At 51.8% G+C, this 23,872-nt stretch carries 23 protein-coding genes; 12 read left to right on the plus strand and 11 right to left on the minus strand.

All coding sequences use genetic code 11. From position 1 onward, the window contains the following. The first annotated feature begins 1 nt into the window (after position 1). The 4 genes from CHB92_RS00765 (at position 2) to CHB92_RS00775 (ending at position 3,863) form a co-directional block, all read left to right on the plus strand. Complete coding sequence (locus CHB92_RS00765) at positions 2-907, plus strand: SDR family oxidoreductase (RefSeq protein WP_089317249.1); 906 nt, start codon at positions 2-4, stop codon at positions 905-907. Positions 908-1,083: 176 nt separating this feature from the next. Further along, a complete protein-coding gene (locus CHB92_RS00770; RefSeq protein ID WP_089317250.1) occupies positions 1,084-2,736 on the plus strand; it encodes a sodium-dependent transporter in 1,653 nt (550 codons plus the stop codon). 9 nt (positions 2,737-2,745) lie between these two features. After that, positions 2,746-2,907, plus strand: coding sequence for a hypothetical protein (locus CHB92_RS25665; protein ID WP_179222910.1), 162 nt, complete (start codon positions 2,746-2,748; stop codon positions 2,905-2,907). A gap of 8 nt (positions 2,908-2,915) precedes the next feature. Continuing rightward, positions 2,916-3,863: a ComEA family DNA-binding protein gene (locus CHB92_RS00775; protein WP_089317251.1), complete on the plus strand. Its 948-nt coding sequence runs from the start codon at positions 2,916-2,918 to the stop codon at positions 3,861-3,863. A 9-nt stretch (positions 3,864-3,872) separates the two neighbouring features. Here the strand turns inward: CHB92_RS00775 and CHB92_RS00780 are convergent, their stop codons facing one another. From CHB92_RS00780 to CHB92_RS25670, 4 genes are all read right to left on the minus strand, one after another. Then, on the minus strand, positions 3,873-4,712 hold the full coding sequence (locus CHB92_RS00780; protein ID WP_089317252.1) for a class I SAM-dependent methyltransferase: 840 nt from the start codon (positions 4,710-4,712) through the stop codon (positions 3,873-3,875). Between the two features lie 24 nt (positions 4,713-4,736). Further along, positions 4,737-5,609 carry an NAD(P)-dependent oxidoreductase gene (locus CHB92_RS00785; protein ID WP_089317253.1) on the minus strand — a complete coding sequence of 291 codons (873 nt, stop codon included), beginning with the start codon at positions 5,607-5,609 and terminating at the stop codon, positions 4,737-4,739. Between the two features lie 178 nt (positions 5,610-5,787). After that, positions 5,788-6,276 (minus strand): NUDIX hydrolase, encoded by a 489-nt coding sequence (locus CHB92_RS00790; RefSeq protein WP_089317254.1) that lies wholly within the window; start codon positions 6,274-6,276, stop codon positions 5,788-5,790. A gap of 52 nt (positions 6,277-6,328) precedes the next feature. Continuing rightward, complete coding sequence (locus tag CHB92_RS25670) at positions 6,329-6,475, minus strand: hypothetical protein (protein ID WP_179222911.1); 147 nt, start codon at positions 6,473-6,475, stop codon at positions 6,329-6,331. 252 nt (positions 6,476-6,727) lie between these two features. Here CHB92_RS25670 and CHB92_RS00795 point away from each other — a divergent pair, with 252 nt between their 5' ends. The 3 genes from CHB92_RS00795 to CHB92_RS00805 all read left to right on the plus strand — a co-directional run bounded on the left by CHB92_RS00795 (position 6,728) and on the right by CHB92_RS00805 (position 12,562). Next, entirely contained in the window at positions 6,728-10,708 is a 3,981-nt protein-coding gene (locus CHB92_RS00795; protein ID WP_089317255.1) for an AAA domain-containing protein, read from the plus strand. Positions 10,709-10,752: 44 nt separating this feature from the next. Beyond that, entirely contained in the window at positions 10,753-11,595 is an 843-nt protein-coding gene (locus tag CHB92_RS00800; RefSeq protein ID WP_089317256.1) for a hypothetical protein, read from the plus strand. A 91-nt stretch (positions 11,596-11,686) separates the two neighbouring features. Further along, entirely contained in the window at positions 11,687-12,562 is an 876-nt protein-coding gene (locus CHB92_RS00805; protein ID WP_089317257.1) for an SDR family oxidoreductase, read from the plus strand. Positions 12,563-12,681: 119 nt separating this feature from the next. Here CHB92_RS00805 and CHB92_RS00810 read toward each other — a convergent pair whose 3' ends face one another. After that, positions 12,682-14,301, minus strand: coding sequence for a hypothetical protein (locus CHB92_RS00810; protein WP_179222912.1), 1,620 nt, complete (start codon positions 14,299-14,301; stop codon positions 12,682-12,684). Positions 14,302-14,431: 130 nt separating this feature from the next. Here CHB92_RS00810 and CHB92_RS25675 point away from each other — a divergent pair, with 130 nt between their 5' ends. Both CHB92_RS25675 and CHB92_RS00815 read left to right on the plus strand, forming a co-directional pair. Further along, complete coding sequence (locus tag CHB92_RS25675) at positions 14,432-14,662, plus strand: hypothetical protein (RefSeq protein ID WP_179222913.1); 231 nt, start codon at positions 14,432-14,434, stop codon at positions 14,660-14,662. 431 nt (positions 14,663-15,093) lie between these two features. Then, positions 15,094-15,285 carry a cold-shock protein gene (locus CHB92_RS00815; protein ID WP_089317481.1) on the plus strand — a complete coding sequence of 64 codons (192 nt, stop codon included), beginning with the start codon at positions 15,094-15,096 and terminating at the stop codon, positions 15,283-15,285. Positions 15,286-15,407: 122 nt separating this feature from the next. On the opposite strand, the gene CHB92_RS00820 is transcribed toward CHB92_RS00815, so the two are convergent. From CHB92_RS00820 to CHB92_RS00830, 3 genes are all read right to left on the minus strand, one after another. Next, positions 15,408-16,499 (minus strand): endonuclease/exonuclease/phosphatase family protein, encoded by a 1,092-nt coding sequence (locus CHB92_RS00820; protein WP_089317258.1) that lies wholly within the window; start codon positions 16,497-16,499, stop codon positions 15,408-15,410. Between the two features lie 182 nt (positions 16,500-16,681). After that, entirely contained in the window at positions 16,682-17,164 is a 483-nt protein-coding gene (locus tag CHB92_RS00825) for a gliding motility lipoprotein GldH (RefSeq protein WP_089317259.1), read from the minus strand. Further along, the gene (locus CHB92_RS00830) at positions 17,157-18,512 is read right to left on the minus strand and encodes a PSP1 domain-containing protein (RefSeq protein ID WP_089317260.1); all 1,356 of its coding nucleotides are present in this window, start codon (positions 18,510-18,512) and stop codon (positions 17,157-17,159) included. The genes CHB92_RS00825 and CHB92_RS00830 overlap by 8 nt, the downstream gene beginning before the upstream one ends. A 323-nt stretch (positions 18,513-18,835) precedes the next feature. Between CHB92_RS00830 and CHB92_RS00835 the strand changes: the two genes are divergently transcribed. The 3 genes from CHB92_RS00835 (at position 18,836) to CHB92_RS00845 (ending at position 21,637) form a co-directional block, all read left to right on the plus strand. Beyond that, positions 18,836-20,254 carry a lipopolysaccharide biosynthesis protein gene (locus CHB92_RS00835; protein WP_089317261.1) on the plus strand — a complete coding sequence of 473 codons (1,419 nt, stop codon included), beginning with the start codon at positions 18,836-18,838 and terminating at the stop codon, positions 20,252-20,254. Positions 20,255-20,342: 88 nt separating this feature from the next. Further along, a complete protein-coding gene (locus tag CHB92_RS00840; RefSeq protein ID WP_089317262.1) occupies positions 20,343-21,212 on the plus strand; it encodes a GNAT family N-acetyltransferase in 870 nt (289 codons plus the stop codon). A gap of 95 nt (positions 21,213-21,307) precedes the next feature. Continuing rightward, a complete protein-coding gene (locus tag CHB92_RS00845) occupies positions 21,308-21,637 on the plus strand; it encodes a DMT family transporter (RefSeq protein WP_089317263.1) in 330 nt (109 codons plus the stop codon). A 3-nt stretch (positions 21,638-21,640) separates the two neighbouring features. Here the strand turns inward: CHB92_RS00845 and CHB92_RS00850 are convergent, their stop codons facing one another. From CHB92_RS00850 to CHB92_RS00860, 3 genes are read right to left on the minus strand one after another with little or no spacing between them, the layout of a single operon-like run. Next, complete coding sequence (locus tag CHB92_RS00850; protein ID WP_144266247.1) at positions 21,641-22,474, minus strand: hypothetical protein; 834 nt, start codon at positions 22,472-22,474, stop codon at positions 21,641-21,643. Continuing rightward, positions 22,464-23,234, minus strand: coding sequence for a UDP-2,3-diacylglucosamine diphosphatase (locus CHB92_RS00855; protein WP_089317265.1), 771 nt, complete (start codon positions 23,232-23,234; stop codon positions 22,464-22,466). The genes CHB92_RS00850 and CHB92_RS00855 overlap by 11 nt, the downstream gene beginning before the upstream one ends. Then, positions 23,218-23,871, minus strand: a complete 654-nt coding sequence (locus CHB92_RS00860) for a LutC/YkgG family protein (RefSeq protein ID WP_089317266.1) — start codon at positions 23,869-23,871, stop codon at positions 23,218-23,220. Before CHB92_RS00860 ends, CHB92_RS00855 begins: the two co-directional genes overlap by 17 nt. Between the last annotated feature and the right edge of the window lies 1 nt (position 23,872).

Consider the following 23,872-nt stretch of genomic DNA (forward strand, 5'->3'; position numbering starts at 1 on the left):
CATGAAGAAAATCCTGATCACAGGCTCAAACGGACTGTTGGGACAAAAGCTGGCTGAACTGTTGCTGCCAAAGCAAGATGTGGAGCTATTGGCCACCAGCCGTGGTGAAAATAAACTGGCGGAGGTGCTGCCTACGCTGCCCTTCAGAAGCATGGATGTGACAGACCCGGCGCAGGTAGACCGGGTAGTCCGTGCGTTCAGGCCTACGCACATCATCCACACAGCGGCCATGACCAACGTGGACCAGTGCGAAACAGACAGGGAAGGGGCCCTGTTGTTGAACCGCGATGCCGTGCAGTACCTGGTAGATGCCTGTGAGAAGTATGAGGTGCATCTGATTCATTTATCCACAGACTTTATTTTTGACGGGGAGAACGGGCCTTATGACGAAGAGGCGGTGGCGAACCCGGTTAACTTCTATGGAGAGACCAAGCTGCAGGCAGAGGAAGTCGTTCTGAAGGCCAAATGCAAATGGGCTATTCTGCGTACTGTGTTGGTTTATGGCATTGCCCATGCGTATGGCCGTTCCAATATCGTGCTGTGGGTGCGCGACAGCCTGCGTGCAGGCAAAGTGATCAAAGTGGTGACAGACCAGTTTCGGACGCCAACCCTGGCCGAGGACCTGGCAAGGGGCTGTTGGCTGGCTGCCGAACATGATGCCGAAGGCATCTACAACATTTCTGGCAGCGAGTTGCTCACTCCGTATGAAATGGCCATGGAGGTAGCGGACTTCTTTGCCCTGGACAAGTCCTTGATCGATAAAGCGGACGCAAGCACCTTCTCACAACCCGCCAAGCGCCCACCTCGCACAGGCTTCAGCATCCGCAAAGCGGAAACACAGCTTGGCTACCGCCCTCACTCCTTTCGGGAGGGGATCCGGATGGTAGCAGAGCAGGCTGAAAAGTAATTCCTGCTTCTTTTCTCTAAACATTTAGGATATAAGCCTTGCATCTGGCTGAACATTAAAAATATTAGATTTTTAATGGTGCAGTCAGATGCATTGTCTATATTGTATGCTTTAATTTCCGTTTTTACGATCTAAACCTAAACTAAACCAACCAATCTTATTACTTCTACCCTTTTATGAGTACTAACAAAGAATCCTGGGGTTCTCGCGTCGGCCTGATCCTGGCCATGGCAGGTAACGCGGTGGGTCTCGGAAACTTCCTGCGCTTCCCGGTGCAGGCTGTACAAAACGGCGGAGGCGCCTTCATCATTCCCTATCTGGTGTGCTTCCTGGTGATGGGCATCCCGCTGCTGTGGATCGAATGGTCTATGGGGCGCTTCGGGGGCAGGTTTGGCCACCATTCCACACCGTTTATTGTAGATACCATGGGCAAGAATCGCCTGTGGAAGTACATTGGCGTGTTTGGTATCTGGACAAACATTGCGGTTGCCGCTTACTACTGCTACATCGAGTCCTGGACATTGTCCTATACTTTTCACTCTATTATCGGTACCTTCAGTGGCCTGGATCAGGAAGGGGTGGCCAATTTTTTCGGCCAATACGTTAGCCTGGGCACCTCTACGTTAGGGATACCCTATGAGCCCATCGTTTTTTATATCCTTTGCCTATTGCTGAACACCTGGATCCTGTCGCAGGGACTGGCGTCAGGTGTAGAGCGTGTAGCCAAAGTCGGCATGCCGATGCTGATCCTGTTTGGCCTTTTCCTGGCTTTTAGAGGCGTTACGCTCACAGCTGGTGAGAATGGTGCCATTAACGACAGCTCAGTTGGTCTTAACTTCCTCTGGACACCAAATTTTGATCAACTGTGGTCTCCAACCGTATGGTTGGCTGCTGCCGGACAGATCTTCTTTACCCTCTCTGTAGGTATGGGTACTGTGCATTGCTATGCTTCTTATGTGCGTCCGAAAGATGACATTGCCCTGAACGCGATGTCTGCCGGATGGATGAACGAATTTGTAGAGGTGGTGTTAGGTGCGGCTATCTTGATCCCGATCTCCATCGGTTACCTGGGTGTAGAACGAGTGTCCGAAATGGTGCAGTCTGGTGGCTTGGGGCTTGCCTTCCAAACACTTCCGTATCTGTTTTACCAGTGGGGTGACCTGCTCGGCGCTTTATCGGGTATGATGTGGTTCGGTCTGTTGTTCTTTGCAGGGATCACCTCGTCGCTGGCCATGGGTACGCCCTGGATCGGTTTCATGCAGGATGAGTTTAACTGGGGACGCAAATCGGCAGCCTGGTCATTCGGTCTGTTCGTTTTCCTGCTCGGTATGCCAACCGTGCTGTTCTTTAAGTATGGTGTGTTTGACGAATATGATTATTGGGCCGGTACCGTATCGCTGGTAGTTTTTGCCTTGTTGGAGACCATCCTGTTTTCCTGGGTGTTCGGGATTAACAGAGGCTGGAGAGAAATTATCTCCGGTGCCGACATACAGGTGCCAGCCTTCTATAAGTTTATCATCAAGTTTGTCACGCCGCTGCTGTTGTTATGGGTGTTCCTTGGTTCCCTGTTCACACCGAAAGGGGGCGACTGGGGGGCGGCCATCGCCGGAAACTGGGTGCTAGACAACAGCTCCATCATCAATAAGCTAAAGAACGTGGACCTGGAGCAGAAACTGGCTGCCGCCACAGACCCTGAAGCCATACAGGTACTGGAGAACCAGATATTTTTTGTGAATGCTACGCGTATCCTGTTGCTGGCAGTTTGGGTTGCCCTGGCCCTGTTGGTGTACACGGCGTATAAAAAAAGAGTTAGAGAAGGAAGAGTCTAAGACATTATTATGAATACATCCGCACTTATTGTCATGCTTACCACCATCCTGTTGGTAACATCACTGATGCTGTACTTCTTTTTAAAGGTAATCACGACGCCACCCAAGCCAGAACCAGACTCTTATACAGAGAATGACGATGAGCCGGACCGTCAGTCCCCTAGCCGTTAAAAACTTAAATGAGAAAAATAAAGCACTGGATCCGTCGGTATTTTGGCTTCTCACAAAGAGAGGTAAACGGCTTTCTGCTGCTTATAAGCTTAATGGTGCTGCTCACGGCAGCACCATTTCTTTTTGATGCTTTTTATAGCCCTTCGCTTACAGACAGCACTGCCCGGGACAGGCAATTGCTGGATAGCCTGGTGGCCCAGTTGGAGGCAAAGCAACCGGAACGTGCCAGGGCTGGACGTGTAGCAGCAACTATAGCGCTCAAGCCTTTCGATCCAAACCAGCTTTCTTTAGAGGAGTGGCAGGCCTATGGCTTGCCCAAGTACCTGGCCCAGCGCATCCTGAACTACCGCCATAAAGTAGGGGACTTTACTTACAAAGCAGAACTAGGCAAGATCTATGGCTTGCCGGACTCTCTCTTCCAACAGTTGCTGCCTTACATTCAACTGCCGGAGGAGCGGCCAGACAAACACAAGCAAAGGCAGGCAATAGCCGGCGCAGCACGCCCTACACCAGATACGGGTTGGGACCGTAACCCCCGTAAGGAAAAGCCTGTGCTGGTGCCTTTCAACATCAATACGGCCGATACGGTGGAACTGAAGCAGATCAGGGGGATCGGTAGTAAATTGTCTGCAAGAATCGTAAAGTACCGGAGCAGTCTGGGAGGCTTTTATAGCACAGCACAGTTGCAGGAGGTATATGGCTTGCAACCTGAGGTGGTAGACAGCCTGCAGAAGTACAGCTACGTAGCTAAAACCTATACCCCGCAGGGTTTACACATAAACACTGCCACAGCTGACGAGCTGAAAACCCATCCTTACGTTACACCCAACATAGCCCGGGCAATTGTCGCTTACCGGGAACAGCATGGTCCTTACAAGCAGCTGGATGACATACAGCAAATCAGACTCGTAACGCCCGAGCTGTTTGAGAAACTAAGGCCTTATCTGGCTTTATAGTCTTAGAGACTAGGAGGTATAGGCTGTGGCCTGCATAAATGTATAGAAAAAGACGGCATTCGGGTTCTTTGCTACGATGTGCATCTCTTCCTTCACTTTCTCGGCCAGGTCCTCACCCACGTAACCCGCCTCTAACAACTGTGGTAGGCCGCTTAGCAGCAGCTCCGTCCAGAAACCAATCATCTCTGCTCGCTTGGCTGGGTTCCGGTTGTCGAGGTGGTAGGTTTTAGGCTTCGTCTCGATGCGCTGGTAGCCGACTGACTGTAGCAGGTTACCCAGCTTGGCGCCCACAAAAGGATCGCCTTTCATGTCGTACTGCAGGTCGTTAAAGCGCATCCAGTACTGTAACACGTTGGGGGAGTAGGGTTCTACAAAAAAGCTGGAGTTGAGTACTTCCGTCACCACGATAGGGCTACCAGGGCGCAATACACGCCGCACTTCCGACAGCACCCTAGAGGGCTCCGGGATATGCTCCAGTACCCAACAGAGAAAGGCACCGTCGAACTTCGACTGGGAGGGAAAATCCATGTCCATGGCATTGCCCTGCTGCAGTTCATACCGGTCGGTAGCGCAGAGCACAGTAGAGAGGAACTTCCGGGCTTTGCTGATTTGCTTATCGGAATAGTCGATGCCCGTCAGGAACAGTTGCGGGTAGCGGCGCAGCAGAATTTCGGACTGAGCCCCAACCCCACAGCCCACCTCCAACAAGTTTGTGACCATGGAAAGGTCGATGTCTGCGTAGATCTTGTTCTCCATAAACCGCGCCTGCTTGTAAAGGCGGTTCTGCTCCTCCTCAGAATAGCCATGCAGGTACTTGTCTTCCGAAGGTTCTTGCAATGCTGTGGTCATAGCTGTTTGGGTTGGGATGATAGATTATTTTGCCTGGTCAGGTAACAGGGCGCGGTAAATAGCCGACATATCTTCTTCGCCTAAGCCCTGCTGCTTTGCGAGAGCATACAGTTCTTTGGTCGTCTGGAGCGAAGGAAGCGCAACATTTTGCTCGTAGGCGGTAATGCTTGCCAGGTGCAGGTCCTTGTGCAGCCACTCGAGCGGAAACTCGGGGGAGAAGTTGCGGCTCAGGAGCTTGGGTTGTTTCAGTTTCAGGAAGGGAGCCGCCGCAGGGCCGCTTAGTAGGGTGTCGCAGAGCATTTCCTCACTGATTCCAAGCGATGTACCCAAGCGGAGTGCCTCAGCGAAGGCAGCCATCGCTTGGCCCAGGATCATGTTGTTCACCATCTTCATGCCAGCCCCCTGGCCATGATCACCCACATGCACCACGGCTTTGCCCATCACGTCCATTAGTTCTCTAACCTGTTCCAGGTCAGCCCCATCACCGCCAACCAGAAAGATTAGCTGTCCCTTCTCAGCAGGCATGAGCGACCCTGACACGGGAGCATCTAAAAAGCGCTGCCCCATTTTCTTGGCATGCCAGGCCATTTTCTTTGAAAAGGAGGGGTTGACCGTGCTACAATCGACCCAGAGGGAGTTACCCGGCAGGGCACGCAAAAAGCCGTCCTGCCCCAAGGCCACTTCCTCTACCGCTTCTGGCGTTGATAGCATGGTGAATACCAGCCGGCACTGCCCCGCTACTTCCTCCGGTGTTGCTGCCCGAGTAGCCCCATTTTCTACCAGTGCGTCTGCTTTTCCCTGTGTGCGGTTATACACCACCAGCTCATGGCCAGCGCCTTGCAGGTTGGCCGCCATGCGGCTACCCATAATGCCTAATCCTATAAATCCTATTTTCATTTGTTTCCTGTTAAACCAAGTGGACTAATTTTACCTAAAGGTAATGATCCTTTTAGCGGGAAACAGGACTTATTTGTTTGAGGCTTTTTGCCGGTAAAGGCTTCGATACTCAGTTGGCAGGAGAAGGGGGCAGTAGGAAGGCTTGACGGGAAGAAGGGTTTATGAGGTGTGAGCGGTGCTAGGCCTTTGCCGGCAGGCTGTTGATCAGTTGTTCTGCTTTTTCCACTGCCAGGCGCTCGCCTTTAAAAGACAAGTTGTCTTTGGCCAACCCGATCTCTACCCACTTGGCCTCATTCACTTCCCAGTTGTGCTGGCCTATTTGCCCTGCCTCGTACCGCAGGAGGTAAAAGTGGACGAATTTGTGGAACCGGACGCGACGGCGGCCCTTGTTCCCAACATACCAGTACTCAATCGTATCAAGCTTGTCCAGTAGTTCGGCATCTATGCCTGTTTCTTCGCGCACTTCGCGCACTGCTGCCTGTTCTGGCGTTTCTCCCGGGTCAACCAAGCCTTTGGGGAGTTGCCACCGTTCCTTGGGGCCAACGGAAATTAGTGCCACCTCTATACCCGAGGAGCTGCGGCGGAAAGCAACCCCGCCTGACGATACCTGGTCTAAGGTAGGCACCTTCGCTTTTACCTGGGCGGGATTTATGGGCTCTTCTGACATAGTTAACAGGTATTGTCGGTTAAAAATTTTGGGATAAGTGTATTTTATTGTTTTACAGTGTTTTACCTGTTAAGGTTACTGCTGCCCCTGCTTTTGCTTCCTGCGGGGCCATGGCAGACCCGGATGATAGGGCTTGTACTCCTTTAAGAGAACCAGCCGTCAGTCTAGGCTTGGCGTTAAAGAAAAATCTTCCGTACATATTTTTTTGTCCCTGTATGTGCCAAGTGGGTACGGCGCGTTATTCAGTAGAAAGCAAGTAAAAAAAGGTAAACCTACCCGTGTACGGGGTGAAGGAGCAGGTGGACCTTGTATCAGCTGCTGCTGAACACGGTTGATCGTGCTGGTGCTGCTGCCAAGGATCTTGGCACCTCTTCCAACTCTATTCGTTTCCTAGTAACTTGCTGTTTATCTGACTGGCACAGCTGCTCTGTGCTCGGGCTTCTATCTTAGAATGAAAAGCATACTCCAAAATTACCGACGAAGGCTACTGAACTTGGGCACAGGCAACAGGGCTTTACTGCTTTTGCGCTTGTCGCGGGAGTGGCACCAAGACGTGGAGGAACTTGACTTCCTGAATGGGGAGCCTGCTTTTAGTGTTTTAGAGAAGCTGATTTCCGGCAAGCAGAGCATTTCGCTTTGCCCTTATGCCGACAGCCGCTATGCGCCGACAGCGCCTGTCAGCCGTCGCCTGCGTTATATAAAGCGTAAGGCAGACATGATATTTGAAGAACGCGGCAGTAGAGAACTGTATGTGGGCTGGCCTTTTGTACGGGGTAAGTTCTCTGACGGAACAGCCGTTAGGAGCCCCTTGCTGTTCTTTCCGGTGAAGCTGCAGGTGAATGGGGTACAGGAGTGGGAGCTTGTGCCGGATGCCGCGCAGCCGGCACAGTTTAACCAAAGCTTTTTGCTGGCCTACGCCCACTACATGGGCACACCCTTAGCCGAAGACCTGCTGGAGCTGGATTTAAGTACATTGCCAAAGCATCCTTTGGAGTTTCGGACCCAGGTTTACCACTTGCTGAAGGAGCATCAGTTGGCCGTGCAGGTAGGGCGCGAGTTCTTTGCCGACAAGCTAAAGCCTTTCCGGGACTATAAAAAAGCTGTGTATGAGGCAGAGCTGAAGCCGGGGCAGTTGTACCTGGAGCAGGAAGCTGTACTAGGGGTATACCCACAGGCCGCCTCTTACCTGCTTTCCGACTATGATACCTTGCTAGAGCAAAATAAACTACAGGAGATGGAAGAGCTGTTCCTGGTGCCACAGCAGGAGAAGCCTCCTGCAAGTGTACCGGCCCAGCACACCTTTGCCGCTTTTGATCTGGATGCCCCACAGGAGGTTGCCTTGCAGGCTGTGAAGCAGGGGCAGTCCTTGGTGGTGCAGGGGCCTCCCGGCACAGGCAAATCGCAACTGATTTGTAATCTGGTGTCGGACTTTACGGCCCGGGGCAAGAAAGTACTGGTTGTAAGTCAGAAGCGGGCGGCTTTAGATGTGGTGCACCAGCGCTTGCAGCAGAAAGGGATAGGGGCTTTCGCCTCGCTGATACATGATATCAATGCCGACCGGAAAAGCGTTTTTGCGCAGCTGCAACAGCAGATAGAGGAGTTGGGCGAATATAAAAAGCAGAACCTTGCCCTGAACAGCATTTATACCGATCGTGCTTTTCTGGAGGTTAGCCGGGGGATCAACCGGTGCACCGGGAAACTGGAGGCCTTCAAGCAGGCGCTCTTCGACACAGGCCGCTGCGGTTGGTCGGCAAAAGAGCTGTACCTGCGCAGTAATCTGAAGAAGCCCCACTTCCAGCTCGCGAGAAGTTACAAGCATTTTACACAAGCTACTGTAGCTGATTTCCTACCGCGCCTGCGTGAGTACCTGCAGCATGCTTTACCCCTGGAGCAAAAAGATTTTATCTGGAAAGAGCGGCGTAGCATGCAAGGCTACGGGTGGCAAGAGCGGCGGCAGTTGGAGCAGGTTATCCGGGAGGTGCCCGTGCAATACCAGCAGATGCAGGAAGAATTGGAGTCTATGAGTGGGTATGCTTTTACCTTAGAGGCGCTGCCTGTGCTTACGAAAGCATTGCCTACAGTGGAAGAGCTTCGGGCACTGTTACAACAGGAGGAAGTTGGCAAAGTGGTACAGCGACTGCTTCAGAAAAAAGTAAAGCCAGGGGACTTAAAGCAACAGGTGGTGGCGTTAAGGAAGCTGTATGAAGCGCCCCCCCATCCAGATACCTACCTCCCCGCTGCTGAAATAGCAACTGTGCAGAAGGCCATAAGCGCCTACAGGCAGGGCCGGGAACAGTTGTTCCGGCAGTTAAGCTGGGTTTTCTCGCAGGAAAGAAGAGTACTGCAGCAGGTCCTGGCAAAGTACGAGTGGGAGCTGAACGAAGAGACGGTAGCCCAGTTACAAGAGCGGCTGACACTTCGAAAGCAGGCAGAGGGATTGATGCAGGAAATCAGGAAGAGTACCGGTGATTCCCTTTCCATAAGTGATTCCCCGGCTCAGGTCCTGCAAAAGCTAAAGGTGCTGGAACAGGCGCTACATACACAAAAGTTGCTGCATACCCTGCACAAGGAGAACGTGCTGCACGAGAAGCTACCGCATGAAGTAAACCTCTCGGAGCACTTTAAAAAGTTCCAAGACTGTGTTAGGGAGGCTAATGCCAGGCAAAAAGCTTGGCTGCAGTGGCTGAAAGAAAAACAGGTGAGGCAGCTGTTAGCGCATAAGGCGTACAGAGAGGAGCTGCTGGAAGCCCTGCCTCAGTTCTTTGAGCGAATGGTAGCGCAAGATACGCTGTATGCTTCGCTATCAGAGGCAGAGCGGGAAGTTATGCGCCTGCTCTTAGAGCAAGAGGTGAAGAGTGAGGTTGAAGCAGAAGACCTGTTTCTGAACAGCCTGTGCCTGGCCTGGCTGTATGAGCTGGAGACGCAACACCCGGAGCTGCGCATGCCCTCCAATGGCGAACTGGACAGGCTGGAGACAGAGTTGCAGGGGCTGTTGCAGGAAAAGCAGCAGCTAAGCCAGGAAATCGTACTGTCAAAGCTACGGGAGCAGACTTACAGTAACATGGAATACAACCGCTTGGGGAATCCTGTCACTTATCGCCGCTTGCAGGCACAGGTAAGCAAAAAGCGCAGTCTGTACCCTATCCGGAAACTGTTCGGGCTGTTCGCCCGGGAGGTCCTTGACCTGGTGCCCTGCTGGCTGGCCTCGCCGGAGACGGTTTCTGCTGTGCTGCCACTGGAGAGGTGCTTCGACCTGGTGATTTTTGACGAGGCCTCGCAGTGCTTTGCGGAGATGGGGATACCTGCCATGCTGCGCGGTAAGCAGGTAGTGGTTGCCGGCGACCCGCAGCAATTAAAGCCCTCTGACCTGTACCGGTCACGGTGGGTTGCCCCGGAGGAGCAGGAAGTAGAGGAGCTGGCAGCGGAGTCGTTGCTGGAGCTGTGCAGCCTTTACCTGCCACAAGTTATGCTCACTCAGCATTACCGCAGCCGCTATCCGGAGTTGATCGAGTTCTCGAACCGCTTCTTTTATCGGCAAAAGCTGGAGTTGGTACCGGACCTGCAGAATGCCAATTCCCGAAAGCCGGCTATTCAGTTCGTAAAAGTCCATGGCCTGTGGCAGGACAATATCAACCTGCCGGAGGCAGAGAAAGTGGTGGACCTGGTAATGCAGTTACTGGAAGAAGGAGAGCGGGAGATAGGCGTAATTACGTTCAACTACAATCAGCAAATGTTGATACAGGACCTGCTGGAGGAGGCTGCCCAGGCAAAGGAAACCATGTTGCCGCCCTCCGTGCTGGTGAAGAACATTGAGAACATGCAGGGGGATGAGAAGGCTGTTATTATCCTTTCTGTGGGCTATGCACCGGATGCACAGGGGCGGCTTTCGATGCAGTTTGGTAGCCTAAACAGGGCTGGAGGGGAGAACCGCCTGAACGTGGCGATTACGCGTGCAAAAGATAAGATAATGGTGGTTAGTAGCGTACGGGCAGAGCAATTACAGGTAGATGAGACTTTACACACCGGCCCTAAGCTGCTAAAGGCTTACCTGCAGTATGCACAGCAGGTAAGCAGGCGCTATTTTGAGTACCAGCCTAAAAAAGAAGCCTTGCCCAGCCAGGCACCGCTTCTGAAAGAGAGGCTGCAGCAGGATGTAAAAGGCCTACGACAGGAAGTGCCTTTTGCCGACCTTACCTTTATACAGAATGGCGTGTACAAAGGGGTGCTCTTAACAGACGACGATTTGTACTACAGCCATCTTTCCGTGCGCCACTCCCATGCCGACCTGCCGCACTTGCTACAGCAGAACCATTGGCAATACCGGAAAGTGTACAGCAGGCAATACTGGGAGGATAAGGATGCTCTCAGGCGAAGCCTAGCATCAAGCTTGCCACCAGCTGAAAGTCCGGATAAAAGAGCCCCAGCCACGTAGCCTTAGGGATATCCGTAAAAGCCGAGAACCAACGATAAAAGTTCATGCTGACGAAGTTGTTTACCCTATATGTCTATTTCCAGGCACTGTTTTGCGGCTGTGCCTCCGATAGGAAAGAAGCTGGTTTCGAGAAGCCTCCCTTTAAGTACAAATTGGAGCGCATTGGCCGGCTAAATGAGGTGATACGGGAGAGCTCCGGCCTCGCAACAGCAAACGACAGCACCTACTGGACCCATGGAGATAGCGGTACTCCGGCTGAGTTATACCGCTTTAACCGAGGGGGGGAGGTGTTGGAGCGCCTGCCGCTGGCTTTACAAAACCAGGACTGGGAAGAACTGGCAGAGGACAAAGAGCACCTGTACATCGGGGATTTTGGCAATAACCAGAACAGCCGCCAGAACCTTCGCATTTACAGGGTCAACAGGCAAGACTACTCCCTGAGTGGAACAATTGACTTTGCTTTTGAAGATCAAACGGATTTTCCTTCAGAGAAAGACAATCTACATTACGACCTGGAAGCCTTCTTTCATCACCAGGGTTCCCTGTACCTCTTTACAAAGAGCCGCGGCAAGGGAAAACAGCTCAGGCAATATGTGCTGCCCGCTATGCCTGGCACTTATAAGGCAAAGCTGCGCCAGCAACTCTCTGTCAACTCCATGGTTACAGCGGCCGATCTTGCACCGGGTGGGAGGCAGTTTGCCGTGCTCGCCTATGGCAGGCTGTACCTGTTTGAGGCACAGAACGGTGAAGTTAACTTAAGCGGGAAACACTATTGTCTTCCGCTTAGCAGAACAGGGCAAGCCGAAGCTCTACTTTTCACCTCCCCAAATCAACTGCTCCTCACCAACGAAGGAGGTAAGGTGTATCAGTTAACCTTATTCAAGTAAAAGGCTCTATTCGACCTGCTGTACAGCCTTTCAAAAATCAAGGTGTGCTGAAAAACCGTACTTAGAGAATACACATCTAAAGAACAGAACTATGCATAAAACAATATTAGTAACGGGAGCCACAGGAACGGTCGGAAAAGAAGTCGTACAGCATCTTTCGATGGTTGAAGACGACGTTCGGGTTCGGGCGGGCGTGCATTCCGTGATAAAGGGCGAGAACCTAAAGCGTTTGCCTGGCGTGGAGATCGTAGAGATGGACTTCAACGATCAGGAGTCTATGGAGGCGGCCTTTACGCATGTGGAGAAAGTATTCCTGATTACACCTTTTACAGCGGGACAGGTAGACATGGCCAAGAGGCTGGTAGACGAAGCCAGGAAGAAAGGCGTACAACACATCGTGAAGTTGTCCGCACTGGGGGCTGATGCATCTCCCGGCATACAGCTGGGCCGCTGGCACCGGGAGATAGAGCAGTACATAGAAGACAGCGGCATTGCTTATACCTTCCTGCGGCCCTCTTCTTTCATGCAAAACTTCATTAACTATCACGCCGAGAGCATTAAGCAGGAGGGCAAGTTTTACCAGCCGACCGGAGATGGCAAGGTCGGGTACATAGATGTGGAAGACATTGCAGCTGTTGCCACTGAAGTGCTGCTAGGCACCGGCCACGAAGGGAAGGCCTATGACCTGACAGGCCCGGAAGCCCTCTCTAGCAGGAAAATAGCGCAGATCCTGAGCGAAGTAACAGGTAAGCAGGTTGAGTTTGTGGACGTGCCGGAAGCAGCTGCTTTTGACGCCATGGTATCGCACGGGGCCCAGGATTGGATGGCGAATGCTTTACTAGAGCTTTATAGGGTGCAGCGAGCCGGGCACTCCAGCATCACGAACGATACAGTAGAGCGGCTTACAGGACGACCGCCCCGAACCTTCAGGCAGTTTGCAGAGGACTGTAAGAGTGCCTTTGTGTAACAGATCGCAAAGAGCAAGTACATTTCAGGTTGTGCTTTAGCTGCTAGCAAAACAGAAAGGCGGATACCACTGGTATCCGCCTTTCTGTTCATCAATAAGTGTTCTTTGGTTTACATCGCTTAGTCTCTGCCCATGTTACGGTAACGGTCGCTGCGACGGCTTTCGTAGCGGTCACTATCGCGGTCTGAGCCATAGCTGCTGCGGCCTTGGTTCTGGTCGCCGTATCCGCCGCGGTAGTTGTCACGGGAGTTGGAGCCTCTGTTATCGCTGTAATAAGAGGTGCTGCTGTCCATGGATCCGTAACGGCTTTGGTCTCCGCCGTATCCGCCCTGGTTATAGCCACCTTCTCCGTAACCACTATGTCCATAACGGCTGGAGAAATCGTCTCCTCCACGGTTCGAGCTACCGGAGCCATAGCCGTAGCCACCACTCATACCCCGTCCGCGGTTGCTGTCTCCATAACCGCCGCCGCCTCTGCTGGAAGAACCATAGTTTGAGCCGCCGCCATATCCCTGGCCATAATCGCTACCTTGCGAGCCGTATCTGGCTGAGCGGTCATCGTCATAAGACCCTCCCCTAGAACCGTAGCTGCTCTGGCTGCCATAGCCTCCTTGCATAGAGCTCTGCGAGTCATATCCTCTGGAGCCACGGTCGTCGCGGTCGTATCCGCTCATGCCTCTGGAAGAGCCATAGCCCATGGAGCCAAAACGATCGTTATCGCCATAGCCGCCCTGCATATTGGACCTGGATGATCCTGAGCCGCTCATGCTGGCGCCGTATCCTTGCTGGCCACTCATACCGGAGCCATATCCTCCCTGGCCTTGGTTCCCATAGTTAGAGCCATAGTTGCCCTGGCCATAGCCCCCTTGGTTGCTAGAGCCGTAGCCTCCCTGGCCGTAACCACCCTGCGACCCAAAGCTTTGAGAGGCAGAGCCATAGTTGCCGCCTCTGTTGCCTTCGCCCTGGTTGCTGTAGCGTCCCATGCCGCCCTGGCCAGACATTCTGCCATAGTCGTAGTTGCTGTTGCCTTGGTTACTGTTGCCATAGCTGCCATAAGAGGAACCGGTGGTGCCTCTGGACCCCTGGTTGCTACTGCTACCGTAGCCTCCCTGGCCGGCCATTCCGCCGCCGTAGGTGCCGTAGTTTCCGGTGTCACCATAATTGCCTTGCGATGAGCCCCCCAGCATCCCGAAGCCGCCGGATGCACCGCCAGAGATGTTGCCTCCGGTTACATCGCCGGCTCTGTTCTGCCAGCCGCCCTGCATGCCGCTTCCTTGTGTGCCATAGTCCTGGCCCATGTATCGGGCGCGGTTGCCTTCCATGCCGCCCTGGTTACCGAAGTTATAGCCGCCGCGGGAGCCGAATTGCTCCTGATCGCCGAAGTTGTTGCCGGTGTTGCTTCCTCCAAAGCTGCCATAAGAAGAGCCACTGTTAGATCGGCCACCGCCACTTTGTTGGCCGCTGTTCATGCCAGATCCGTAGCCTCCCTGGTTGCCATAGTTGCCCTGCATGCCACTAGTACCTTGGTTGTAACCGCCTTGCATGCCGTAGCCCCGGTTCATACCACCTCCCTGGTTAGAGGATCCGTAGTCGCCCTGATAGCCGTAACCGCTCTGGCCGCCGTAGTTGCTGTTCTGAGAACCGTATCCGTAACCTCCCTGGCTACCGTACCCGCTTTGGTTGCCATAGCTGCCCCCTTGGTTAGAGCCCTGGTAGTTCTGAGAGTTGCCGCTTGTCATAGAGCCATAGTTTCCGTAGTCAGAAAGCTGGTCTCTGTTAGATCTGCTTGAATCTGAATCGGAACTGTTGTCGTCTTTGCTAGCTGATGTTGACGAACCTGAGCTTGCAGTTGTCGTTGTGCCTGTCGTCTTGCCCTCTTTTTTAGAAGAGCTGTCTGACTTTGCTTTTGTTGTTGTCGATTTTGATGTAGAGGCAGAGGTCTTGTTGTCCTTGTCATCTTTAGACGATGAGCCCGTAGATGAAGATGAGCCCGTAGATGAAGCGGTTGGCATACTTGAGCTACTGCTACTGTTGGTTGTGTCCTTAGACGATGCGCTAGACGAGCTGCCCGAATTATTGGATGATTGGTTCGAGCCTTGATCTTTCTCTGTGTCTTTCATAGTTCGATCTCCTTGAGTATATAGTTTAAAATTAAGTTTGTTGCAGACCCCACACATGAGCAGCCACAGGGGTAGCAGTGTGGCTTTTGATTTTGTTTCTTTTATACCAAAAACATAGTAACAGAGCTGTTTTTTTGGTGTAACAGAACGCTTTAGCTATACGAACCCTGTGGCTCAGGGTTATTTGCGGGTGGTAGTCTTGGGGTAAACTTTTGTATTTACAGGGAGAGCAACAAACTTGCTGTAAAGCTGGCCGCAAGACCTTGTTTACAGAGGATAACCTACCCTTTAAAGGAGGGAGGAGAAGTGGCTAAGTGCCTGATGATGTTTTTGTTAATTATTTTAGTTGACATTGCAACTATATTAAAAGTATTGTTTACCTTTGGCGCATTATTATTTAAATTCATTATAATGAAAACAGGTAAAGTAAAGTTCTTCAACGTTTCTAAGGGTTTCGGTTTCATTGTTGCCGATGATACTAACCAAGATATCTTCGTACACCAGACCGGCCTTGTACACGAAATTCGTGAGAATGACCGTGTATCTTTCGAAGTGAAGGACGGCAAAAAAGGATTGAATGCAATTAACGTAGAGAAAATCTAAGTTAAAGATATATAAGGCCTTAGGGCACATTCATCTATTTTAACCCGCTCAGTTCTCTGGGCGGGTTTTTTATTGCCCTTTCCTTGAGTACGCCTTGCCCGGAGAGAGCCGCGTAGGAGGCACTACCCTTCCAGTTCCTGCTTTTTGCTGTTCCGTTCTTCTCCCTTTTCCAGGCCTTCCTGTATCAGCTCATCTGCTTCCTTCAGGTCTTCGATGTCAGCTACCGGGTGTTCTTGTTCGTGTTCGTGCTGTGGCTCATAGTTTAGACTGATGGAGATAGGGAAGTGGTCGGAGCCAAACTTAGAGAGGCGCCTTAAACTAAGTAACCTAAAGTCGGGGGCATAGAAAACGTGGTCTAGCGGGTAACGGAAAAGCGGAATGAGAGCGCTGTACGTGTTAAAGAACCCCCTGCCCACGCGAGGGTCTATCATACAGCTTATTTCCTTAAACAGCTTTGTCGTTCTTGACCAGGCAACATCATTTAAGTCGCCGGCCACCACACAGGAGTAGGGGACTTTCTTTACTTCTTTGGCGATCAGCAGCAGCTCGGCTTCACGTGTATCTGTATCCAGCATCACGCGTGGTGGTTGCGGGTGAACTGTAAAGAGACCAAATTTCTTTCCGCTCGGTAACTCTACCACTGTGAAGAAAGAGGGAATATCATCTTCTACCAGAAACCTGATTTCGCTTTGGTGTAGTTTAAACTTGCTCCACAGCAGCATGCCATAAGTGTTCTCCAGAGGTTTTTTGATAGCATAAGGATAGCGCTTATCTAACTCAGTGCGGACGCTCTCATGCCATGCCTCGTTTGGCTCGTTCATCAGCAACAAATCGGGATCCTCCTGCAGTGCCAGCTCCAGAAACTTCTGGTGCTTTTTGTTCGACATCCGCACATTGGCAATCATTAAAGTAAAAGCGTTTTGGGGTTGCTTCTGCTCGGAACGAAGCGCCTCCGGTTTAACCAGGGGCGTGAAGTGGAAAATATACCTGACCTCGTTAAGTACAGCCAGGCCCCAAATGATTATCATAGTTGCCTCAGAGATGCCTTTTATACCATATAAGGCAATATAAACCGCAAGGGTAACGGTGAGCAGGATGGCGACGTGCAGACGCGGGAAATCCAGCACCCTGACCCACCACTGTGTGGTGGGAATAAGTGGAAGGAATGAGAAAAGGGTGAGAATGAACCCCAATATGACAAGGGCTGTTTCCATGGCTTGTTGGGTGCAGTTTTGAAAGTTTACTTGTGCTATTGAATACTAGAGCAAGGGCCCTTTTGTTGCCGCTTTTGTAGAACCTGAACATAGAAGAGGGCAGGTATCTACCGCTTTATAAAATACAAATCCCCTGCCACCTAGTTGTAGGCAGCAGGGGATTTGTATGCTTTAAGTGCTTCTTATTGCTTACCGGACTCTTTCGCAACCCGGGCGCCAACAGCCAGCACATTCGGTAGTGGATCACGGCGCATGTACTGCGTGAGCATCAGCTTGTATTGACCTGCTTTTTTAAACGTTACATCATTTAAGGCTAATACCTGCAGGTCATAGATGTCACTTGAGCCATCCCCCAGGGGCTTCCCTGTTTTAGAGTCCATCAACAGCAACTCGTGCAACTGTGACGACAGCAAGATGCTGTCCGGCCCCAATAGTTGGTGGCGCACGTACAGGTTGTAGTAATCGTACTGCAGGTTATAGCGCACATTAAAATAGACATCATATACCTGCGTGGTGTCCTGTATTTCAAACTCAAAAGCGGGCACATTATCAATTGCCCAGTTGCCTTCCGGCAAGTCCACGTTCTGTTCATAAACGCGGGCGGGGTCGCAGCTTGCGAGCAGCAGTAAAAAGGCTGCTGCCCACATGCCTAAAAACTTATGCATCAGTGCGTGGTGGTTTAGGTTGATCGGTTTTCTTGCCTTTAAAGGGTTTGCGTGAACGGTGCTTTTTAGGCTGTTGCCCTTGCGCCCCGTCCTGGCTTACGGCCTGTGCCTCTGCTTTGGCTGGGCGGTTATCTCTCCCTTGCCTGCGTTCGCGCGGTTCTTTGCCTTCACGGGCCTCTTTTCCTTCGCCTCCACGGTTTTTGTTCCTTGGTGGCCGCTGCTTAGGAGGCCTTTGCTCCCGCTGTTCGCCCTGTGGCTCCTGTTTCTCTCTTTTGTCCTGAGCTACCTCGGCTTTTGCCTGCGCAGGTTGTGCGCCAGGTGCGGCCGGCTTTTTCTTTTTCTTCTTTTTCTTCTTTTTGCTCTTGAACTTATCGTCCAGTCGCTCCAGGCTGCCTTCTACCTGCGCTACAAACTCGTTCTGCTTTGGCTCTTCCTGTGGCTCCAGTAATAGCGCCTCTACCGTTACGCCCTTGGCGTTCTGGTCCAGGATCTCCTGCACGCGCTCTACCGGCACCGGGTACCAGTTATTGTCGCCCTTGTAGCCAAACCACATCATGCGCTTAAAGATGTCTGTTTTCTGCAGAATGGCATCTCCCTGCGCTGTTTGCAGCGGGCGGTTCACCGTCGGGATATCCTTCAGGGCCACCATGTACGTTTCCAGTTCGTAGTTGAGGCAGCACTTCAGGCGCCCGCACTGGCCGGAGAGCTTACTTGGGTTAAGCGACAGGTTCTGGTAACGCGCCGCAGTGGTGGACACGCTTTTAAAATCGGTGAGCCAGGTAGAACAGCAAAGTTCCCGGCCACAGGAGCCAATGCCACCTAAACGGCCGGCCTCGTGGCGCAGGCTGATCTGGCGCATCTCGATCCGCACCTTAAACTCCTCTGCCAGTTTTTTGATCAGGTCCCGGAAGTCTACCCGGTCATCGGCTGAATAATAAAACGTAGCCTTCGACTTGTCTGCCTGATACTCTACGTCCGACAGTTTCATCTTCAGGCGCAGCATCTGGATAATCTCCCTGCTGCGGTACATGGTGCTGGCCTCCAGGTCGCGTACCTCCTGGAACTTCTCCATGTCGCGCTCATTGGCTATGCGGTAGATACTGCGGATCTCCTCGTTGTTGTCTACCTTCTTTTTGAGCATCTGCAGGCGCACTAGCTCACCCTTTAACGACACAAACCCGATGTGGTGCCCGTTCGGCACGTCTACCACCACGGCATCGCCAGTGGTCAGGTCTAACCTGTTTGCATTGCGGAAGAAGTCCTTGCGGCCTCCTTTAAATCTAACCTCTACTATATCGAACTCCTCAAACGACGTTGGCAACTCCATGTCGCTGAGCCAGTCAAACACGTTTAAGCGGTTGCAGCCTCCTGTGCTGCATCCGCCGTTGCTTTTGCAGCCGCTTACTCCCGTGCTGCATCCGCCACTAGAACATGAATTACATCCCACTATTATATCTCCTTATTTAGCTAAGCTAATTCTTGTTTTCTTATTTAGATAATTAACAAATATACTAATTTTTTGGGCTTTTGCTTGGCCCTCTAAAAGTACTATGCAGCTAACACGGAAAGGGGGCGTTTGGTGCAGCCCCTCCTTTAAAATTGTTTTGGGACAGGCGCTGCGAAAAAGAACGAACAGGGGGGCAGGGTAGAAATTTAAACTTAATTTAGGGAATGCTACGAAAGTTACTGTCTCATGCGGCTATTTACGGGCTGGCGGCGCAGGTGCCGCGTTTGGCAGGCATTCTCACGTTGCCCATCATCACCAGGTACTTAACGACAGTAGATTACGGGGTAGCAGGCGTGGTGTCAGCCTACATTGTTGCCCTTAGCCTGATCCAGTCGTTGGGGCTCTCTGTGGTGATGGTCAACAGCTTTGCACGCTTCCCCTCCCGCTTTAAGTGGATCTGGAGGCAGCTTCATGGTTTTATCCTGTTGTGGTCGGTCCTGTACACTCCGGTTCTGGTTGGCGTCCTGTATTTTGGCATACCCGCCGAAGCTTACCCGCACCGCTGGGAGATTATCGCGCTTACTGTAATCCCGGCTGTATTGTTCGCAAATACAGAGCTGTTGGGGAATGTCTTTTGTCAGATGTCGCAGCGTCCTCTGCCGGTGGCCCTGCGCTCTTTTGTGGTTGGGGGGCTGGTTGTGGTGTTAAATATTTATACCATTGCCTATCTGCGGCTGGGGTACATGGGGTGGTTTTACGCTAACTTCTTCGGGAGCGTCGTGGGGTTTTTCCTCAATGGTTATACGATTTACCTGCAGGAGCACTTGTGGCCTATCTTCCGTTTCAACTGGCACCGGATCAAGGCTTCTTTGCGCGTTTCGCTGCCCGTTGTGCCGCATAACTTGTCTTTCTTTTTCCTGGATGCCTCAGACCGGCTGGTCATGGATGTGCTGCGTGTCCCTTTGCCTCAGATAGGCTTGTATAACATCGCCTCCAGCTTTGGCTTGTACTTTCAGGCGGCCTCTAATGCCATTGTGCAAGCCGCTTCGCCTCATTACATACAGCTCTATGCCAAACCTGCAGACAGAGAGGCAGCGCTGCAGGCCCGGAACATGACCTTTGCGCTTCAGGTTCTTTTCCTGCTAGGCACCTTCCTGCTAAGCCTGTGGCTGAAAGAGATTTTCGTGCTCCTGATCAAAAACAAAGCCTTACAGGCTGCCTATCCTTTGGGTGTCATTATCCTGATGGGCTATAACTATAAACCCATGTACCTGGCAGTGATGCATCAGCTGGTATACCTGGAGAAAACGAAGCTGCTGTGGCGGGTATCTACTGTGGCAGGGGTGGGTAACATGCTGCTGAACCTGATCTTTGTTCCCCTGTTCGGTATCGAAGCAGCTGCCTACACCACCTTTGCCTCCCTCATGTACATGGGGTACTCCGGATACCTGCTAAAGGATTTCAGGCAAGTAACAAGCAACAACTATCATCCCTGGCTCTGGTTTTCAGTCACGGTGCTGGCTCTCTTAACGGTCTACGGGTTAGCCGATGCAGATCTTGATACCAAAGTAGCTGTAACGCTGGTGCTTGGTATCGTAAGTGGATTGCTGTTTTTTAGAACCCGAAAAGTGCTGTTTGCCTGAGGTGCGCATAAAGACTTGGCCTAAGGAGCAGAACTTTTTTGACTTAGGGCGTAGACCTGTATAAACAAACTTAAAGCAACCTTGACCTATGCCGCACTTTCAATTCGCTTTCTTAACAGAAAAAGACCTGCCTGAACTCCACAGCACCTTTGTAGAGGCCTTTGCCGACTACCTGGTTCCGATACAACTCGACTATGCGCAGTTTCAGGCAAAGTTAAAGCGGGAGGGGGTAACACCTTCTTTCTGCGTGGCGGCATATGAGGGAAAGCAAATGGCTGGCTTTATTCTGACCGGCTTAGGCGAGTGGGAGGGAAAGCCCACAGCCTATAATGCAGGTACGGGGGTAAAACCGCAGTTTAGGGGCAACAGGCTTACAGAGCAACTATACGGCTTCCTGTTTCCAAAATTGTTAGAGAGCGGAGTAGAGCAGTGCCTGTTGGAGGTGATTCAGGAAAATGCACCGGCACTGAAAGCCTATAAAGCCATCGGGTTTCAGACAAGCAGGGCCTTGGACTGCTTCCGAGCGATGAAAACGGAGCTGCTGCTACAGGTAAAGGCCCCGGAGAACGTAACAATTGGGGTAACACAGAACCCTGACTGGAAAAACTATCACCACTTTTGGGATATGGAGCCTACGTGGCAAAACAGCACAGAGGCACTAAAGCAAAGCCCTGACGCGAAGGCCGTACTGGAAGCGCGGGACCAGGAAGCGGAGTTGCTGGGATACCTGGTCTTGTTCCTGAAGTCTGGAGCTGTGGCCCAGTTTGCTGTGGATAAGAAAGAACGGGGCAGGGGCATCGGCACAGCGCTGTTGCGGGAAGCGGTAAATTTGGCGGAGGCACCTGCGCTCATGTTTATCAATGTAGACACTACTGCTTCAGGCTTTATCTACTACCTGGAGCGGCGCCACTTTAAACGGATGCTGGGGCAGTACGAGATGAAAATGCCTTTGGCTTAACACCTGTGCCTGTCCCTTTCTTATAGTGTGTGTGGAACCCGGAAAGATCTCTGCCCGGAATCCGTACCTTTGTGCGCTAACTTATCTTTTAATACATGAATACAGCTTGGATTTACCTTTTGCTGGCGGGCCTTTGTGAAATAGGGTGGGCTTTTGGGCTGAAGTACAGCGAGGGTTTTACGAAAGTAGGTGTCAGCGTAGTAACTGTCATCGTCATGATCCTGAGCTTTGTCCTACTCTCACAAGCGATGAAGCACTTGCCACTGGGAACGGCCTATGCTACCTGGACAGGCATTGGCGCGGCAGGAACGGCCATTCTGGGAATTGTTATCCTGAACGAGCCCCGCGATCTAATCCGCATTGGCTGCATTGTTTTGATTATTGTGGGGGTGTTAGGGCTTAAGTTCCTCTCTAGTGCAGAGTAAGGTCTACAGTTCCCACTTGTAAACATCCATTGCCTTTGGTGCAAACAAGTAGAGCTGGGTAGGGTTTGCCAAGACCGTAAGGTAACTTTTCTGATCGGGTAGCACGATGCTTCGCTCTTCCTGGGTATACAGGTCATAAAGCTTCAACTGGCCGTCCTGTACAAAGTAGAGCGCATTGCCCTGGAAGCCCATGTAAGATACCCCCTTAAAAGGCAGTTTCTTTTTATAGTTGCCCAGGTTATCAAACACATACACCCCACTGTTATAGTCTAAGAGGTACACGTTGTTCTGGTACTCTCGTAGCTGCCGCACATCGAACTGCTCGTTGCCCAACACCAGGTTCAGCGGGGTCTCGACAGTTAACTGACGTAGGCGCAGGTCCAGTTTGCTCAGCGTTTGGTTTGTCTCGTCAAAAAGCCAGTAGCCCTCGTTGCCGGCAGGGGACACAACTTTTGCTGTTCCGCTGTAATTTAAGTCAAACAGGTTGGTGCTGCTGATCGGCCGAAGAAAGCGGTCTAGCAAAAGTAGTTCTTGGCGGCCTTCATAAAAAAGCAGGACTTTCATAGGGTCCCAGGCCTCCACAGAACCGATACGTCCACGGGTAGGAGGAGAGAAGGTGCCTGTTGGGCGGCCCAGCGAGTCTATGCGGACCAGGTTCTGCCTGGCATCCAAAACATACACATTGCCATTTCGGTCCTGCGAAATAACAGTAGGGGAACTGACGGGAGTGCTGCGCACCAGAGAAAGTTGCCGTGGCATCTCCTGAGCGAACGCCTGTGCGGATGTGATTAACAACAGCACCAGCCACAGCAACGATATGTTTCTTCTAGCCTTCAAAGGTCTTTAATTCCAGCTTTTCTCCGTCGTACACACCGTACGTACAAAAATTGACCCACTCTCCTAAGTTCAGGTACCTGCTGCTGTTTCCGATGGACAAGTCCAGGGGCAAATGACGATGGCCGAAAACATAGTAATCATGGTGCTGCTTGGCCTCTACCTCCTGGCAGTACTGCACCAGCCACTCGTCCTCTCCCAGAAAAGCTTCGTCTTTTTTGATATTGCTGATGCGGCTTTTACGCGACCAGATATTTGCAACGCCGATTCCCAGATTGGGGTGAACGCGAGCGAACAGCCACTGGCAAGCCTTGTTGTTAAACACCCGTTTCAGTACTTTATAAGTATGGTCGCCGGGGCCAAGCCCGTCGCCGTGCCCTATATAAAAGCTCTTGTTGCCGATGTTCGTAGAAATGGGGTGCCGCAGCACGGGTATGTTCAGCTCTTTTGGGAAATAATCGAACATCCACATATCATGGTTCCCCGTGAAAAAAAGCACAGGTATGCCAGCATCTGTTAGCTCTGCCAACTTACCTTGCAGGCGGATAAAGCCTTTCGGAATGGCATGCTTGTACTCAAACCAAAAGTCAAAAATGTCGCCGACCAGCAGTATCGCTGCGGCATCCTGCTGCGCCATGTGCAGCCAGCGCACGATCTTCTGCTCTCTGGCCTTACTACTGGCGGCATCAGGTACTCCCAAATGGAAATCAGAGGCAAAGTATACTTTTTTACCCGGCGCTAGCTCGTTAATGCGGAAGGTCATCTATCAGGAAAAGTACTAGAGCTTTGGGGCCATGGGCGCCCATCACCAAGGTTTTTTCAATATCGGCAGTACGGCTGGGGCCACTTACCAGCGAGACCATGGAAGGGAAGTTCTCTTTATACCTATTACGTACTAACTGTAGTCCGTCTTTAATATCGGGTACCAACTGGCTGGCCTTGGCAACCACCATATGGGTAGGGGGGTAGATGGTAAGCCTGCGCCCTCCGGCATTGGCAGAGCTAAGCAGAACACTGCCGGTGCGGGTAATCAGGGCCTCACAGGTTGTAAGGCTTGCCTCTGCATCCCGAACAAAGTCCTCTTCGTCAGCTTTAAAGTTAATGCCTGCCTGGTACAGCACGTTCTGAATATTCCGTTCCCAGACGTAGAGGTGCTCCAGGTTCTGCTCCTTTTTATAAATGTAGAGCTGGTCAAAGAAATCCTCCTCGTTCTCACAGTAAATAAACACCCCACTGTTGCGGATAAAGTTCTCTGCAAAAATGATGGACATGTCCTCATTAGGGACAGCCTGATGTAAGGGCGAGGTGAAGTCAGGGGTAGGAGGAAGAAAAGGCGCTGACTTAGCCAGCGCCTCTCTTACTCTTCGTAATACTATTTCTTTAGATTTTGCTTCGTACATG

Origin of the sequence: Pontibacter ummariensis (assembly GCF_900188175.1) — a bacterium.
Classification (GTDB): domain Bacteria; phylum Bacteroidota; class Bacteroidia; order Cytophagales; family Hymenobacteraceae; genus Pontibacter; species Pontibacter ummariensis.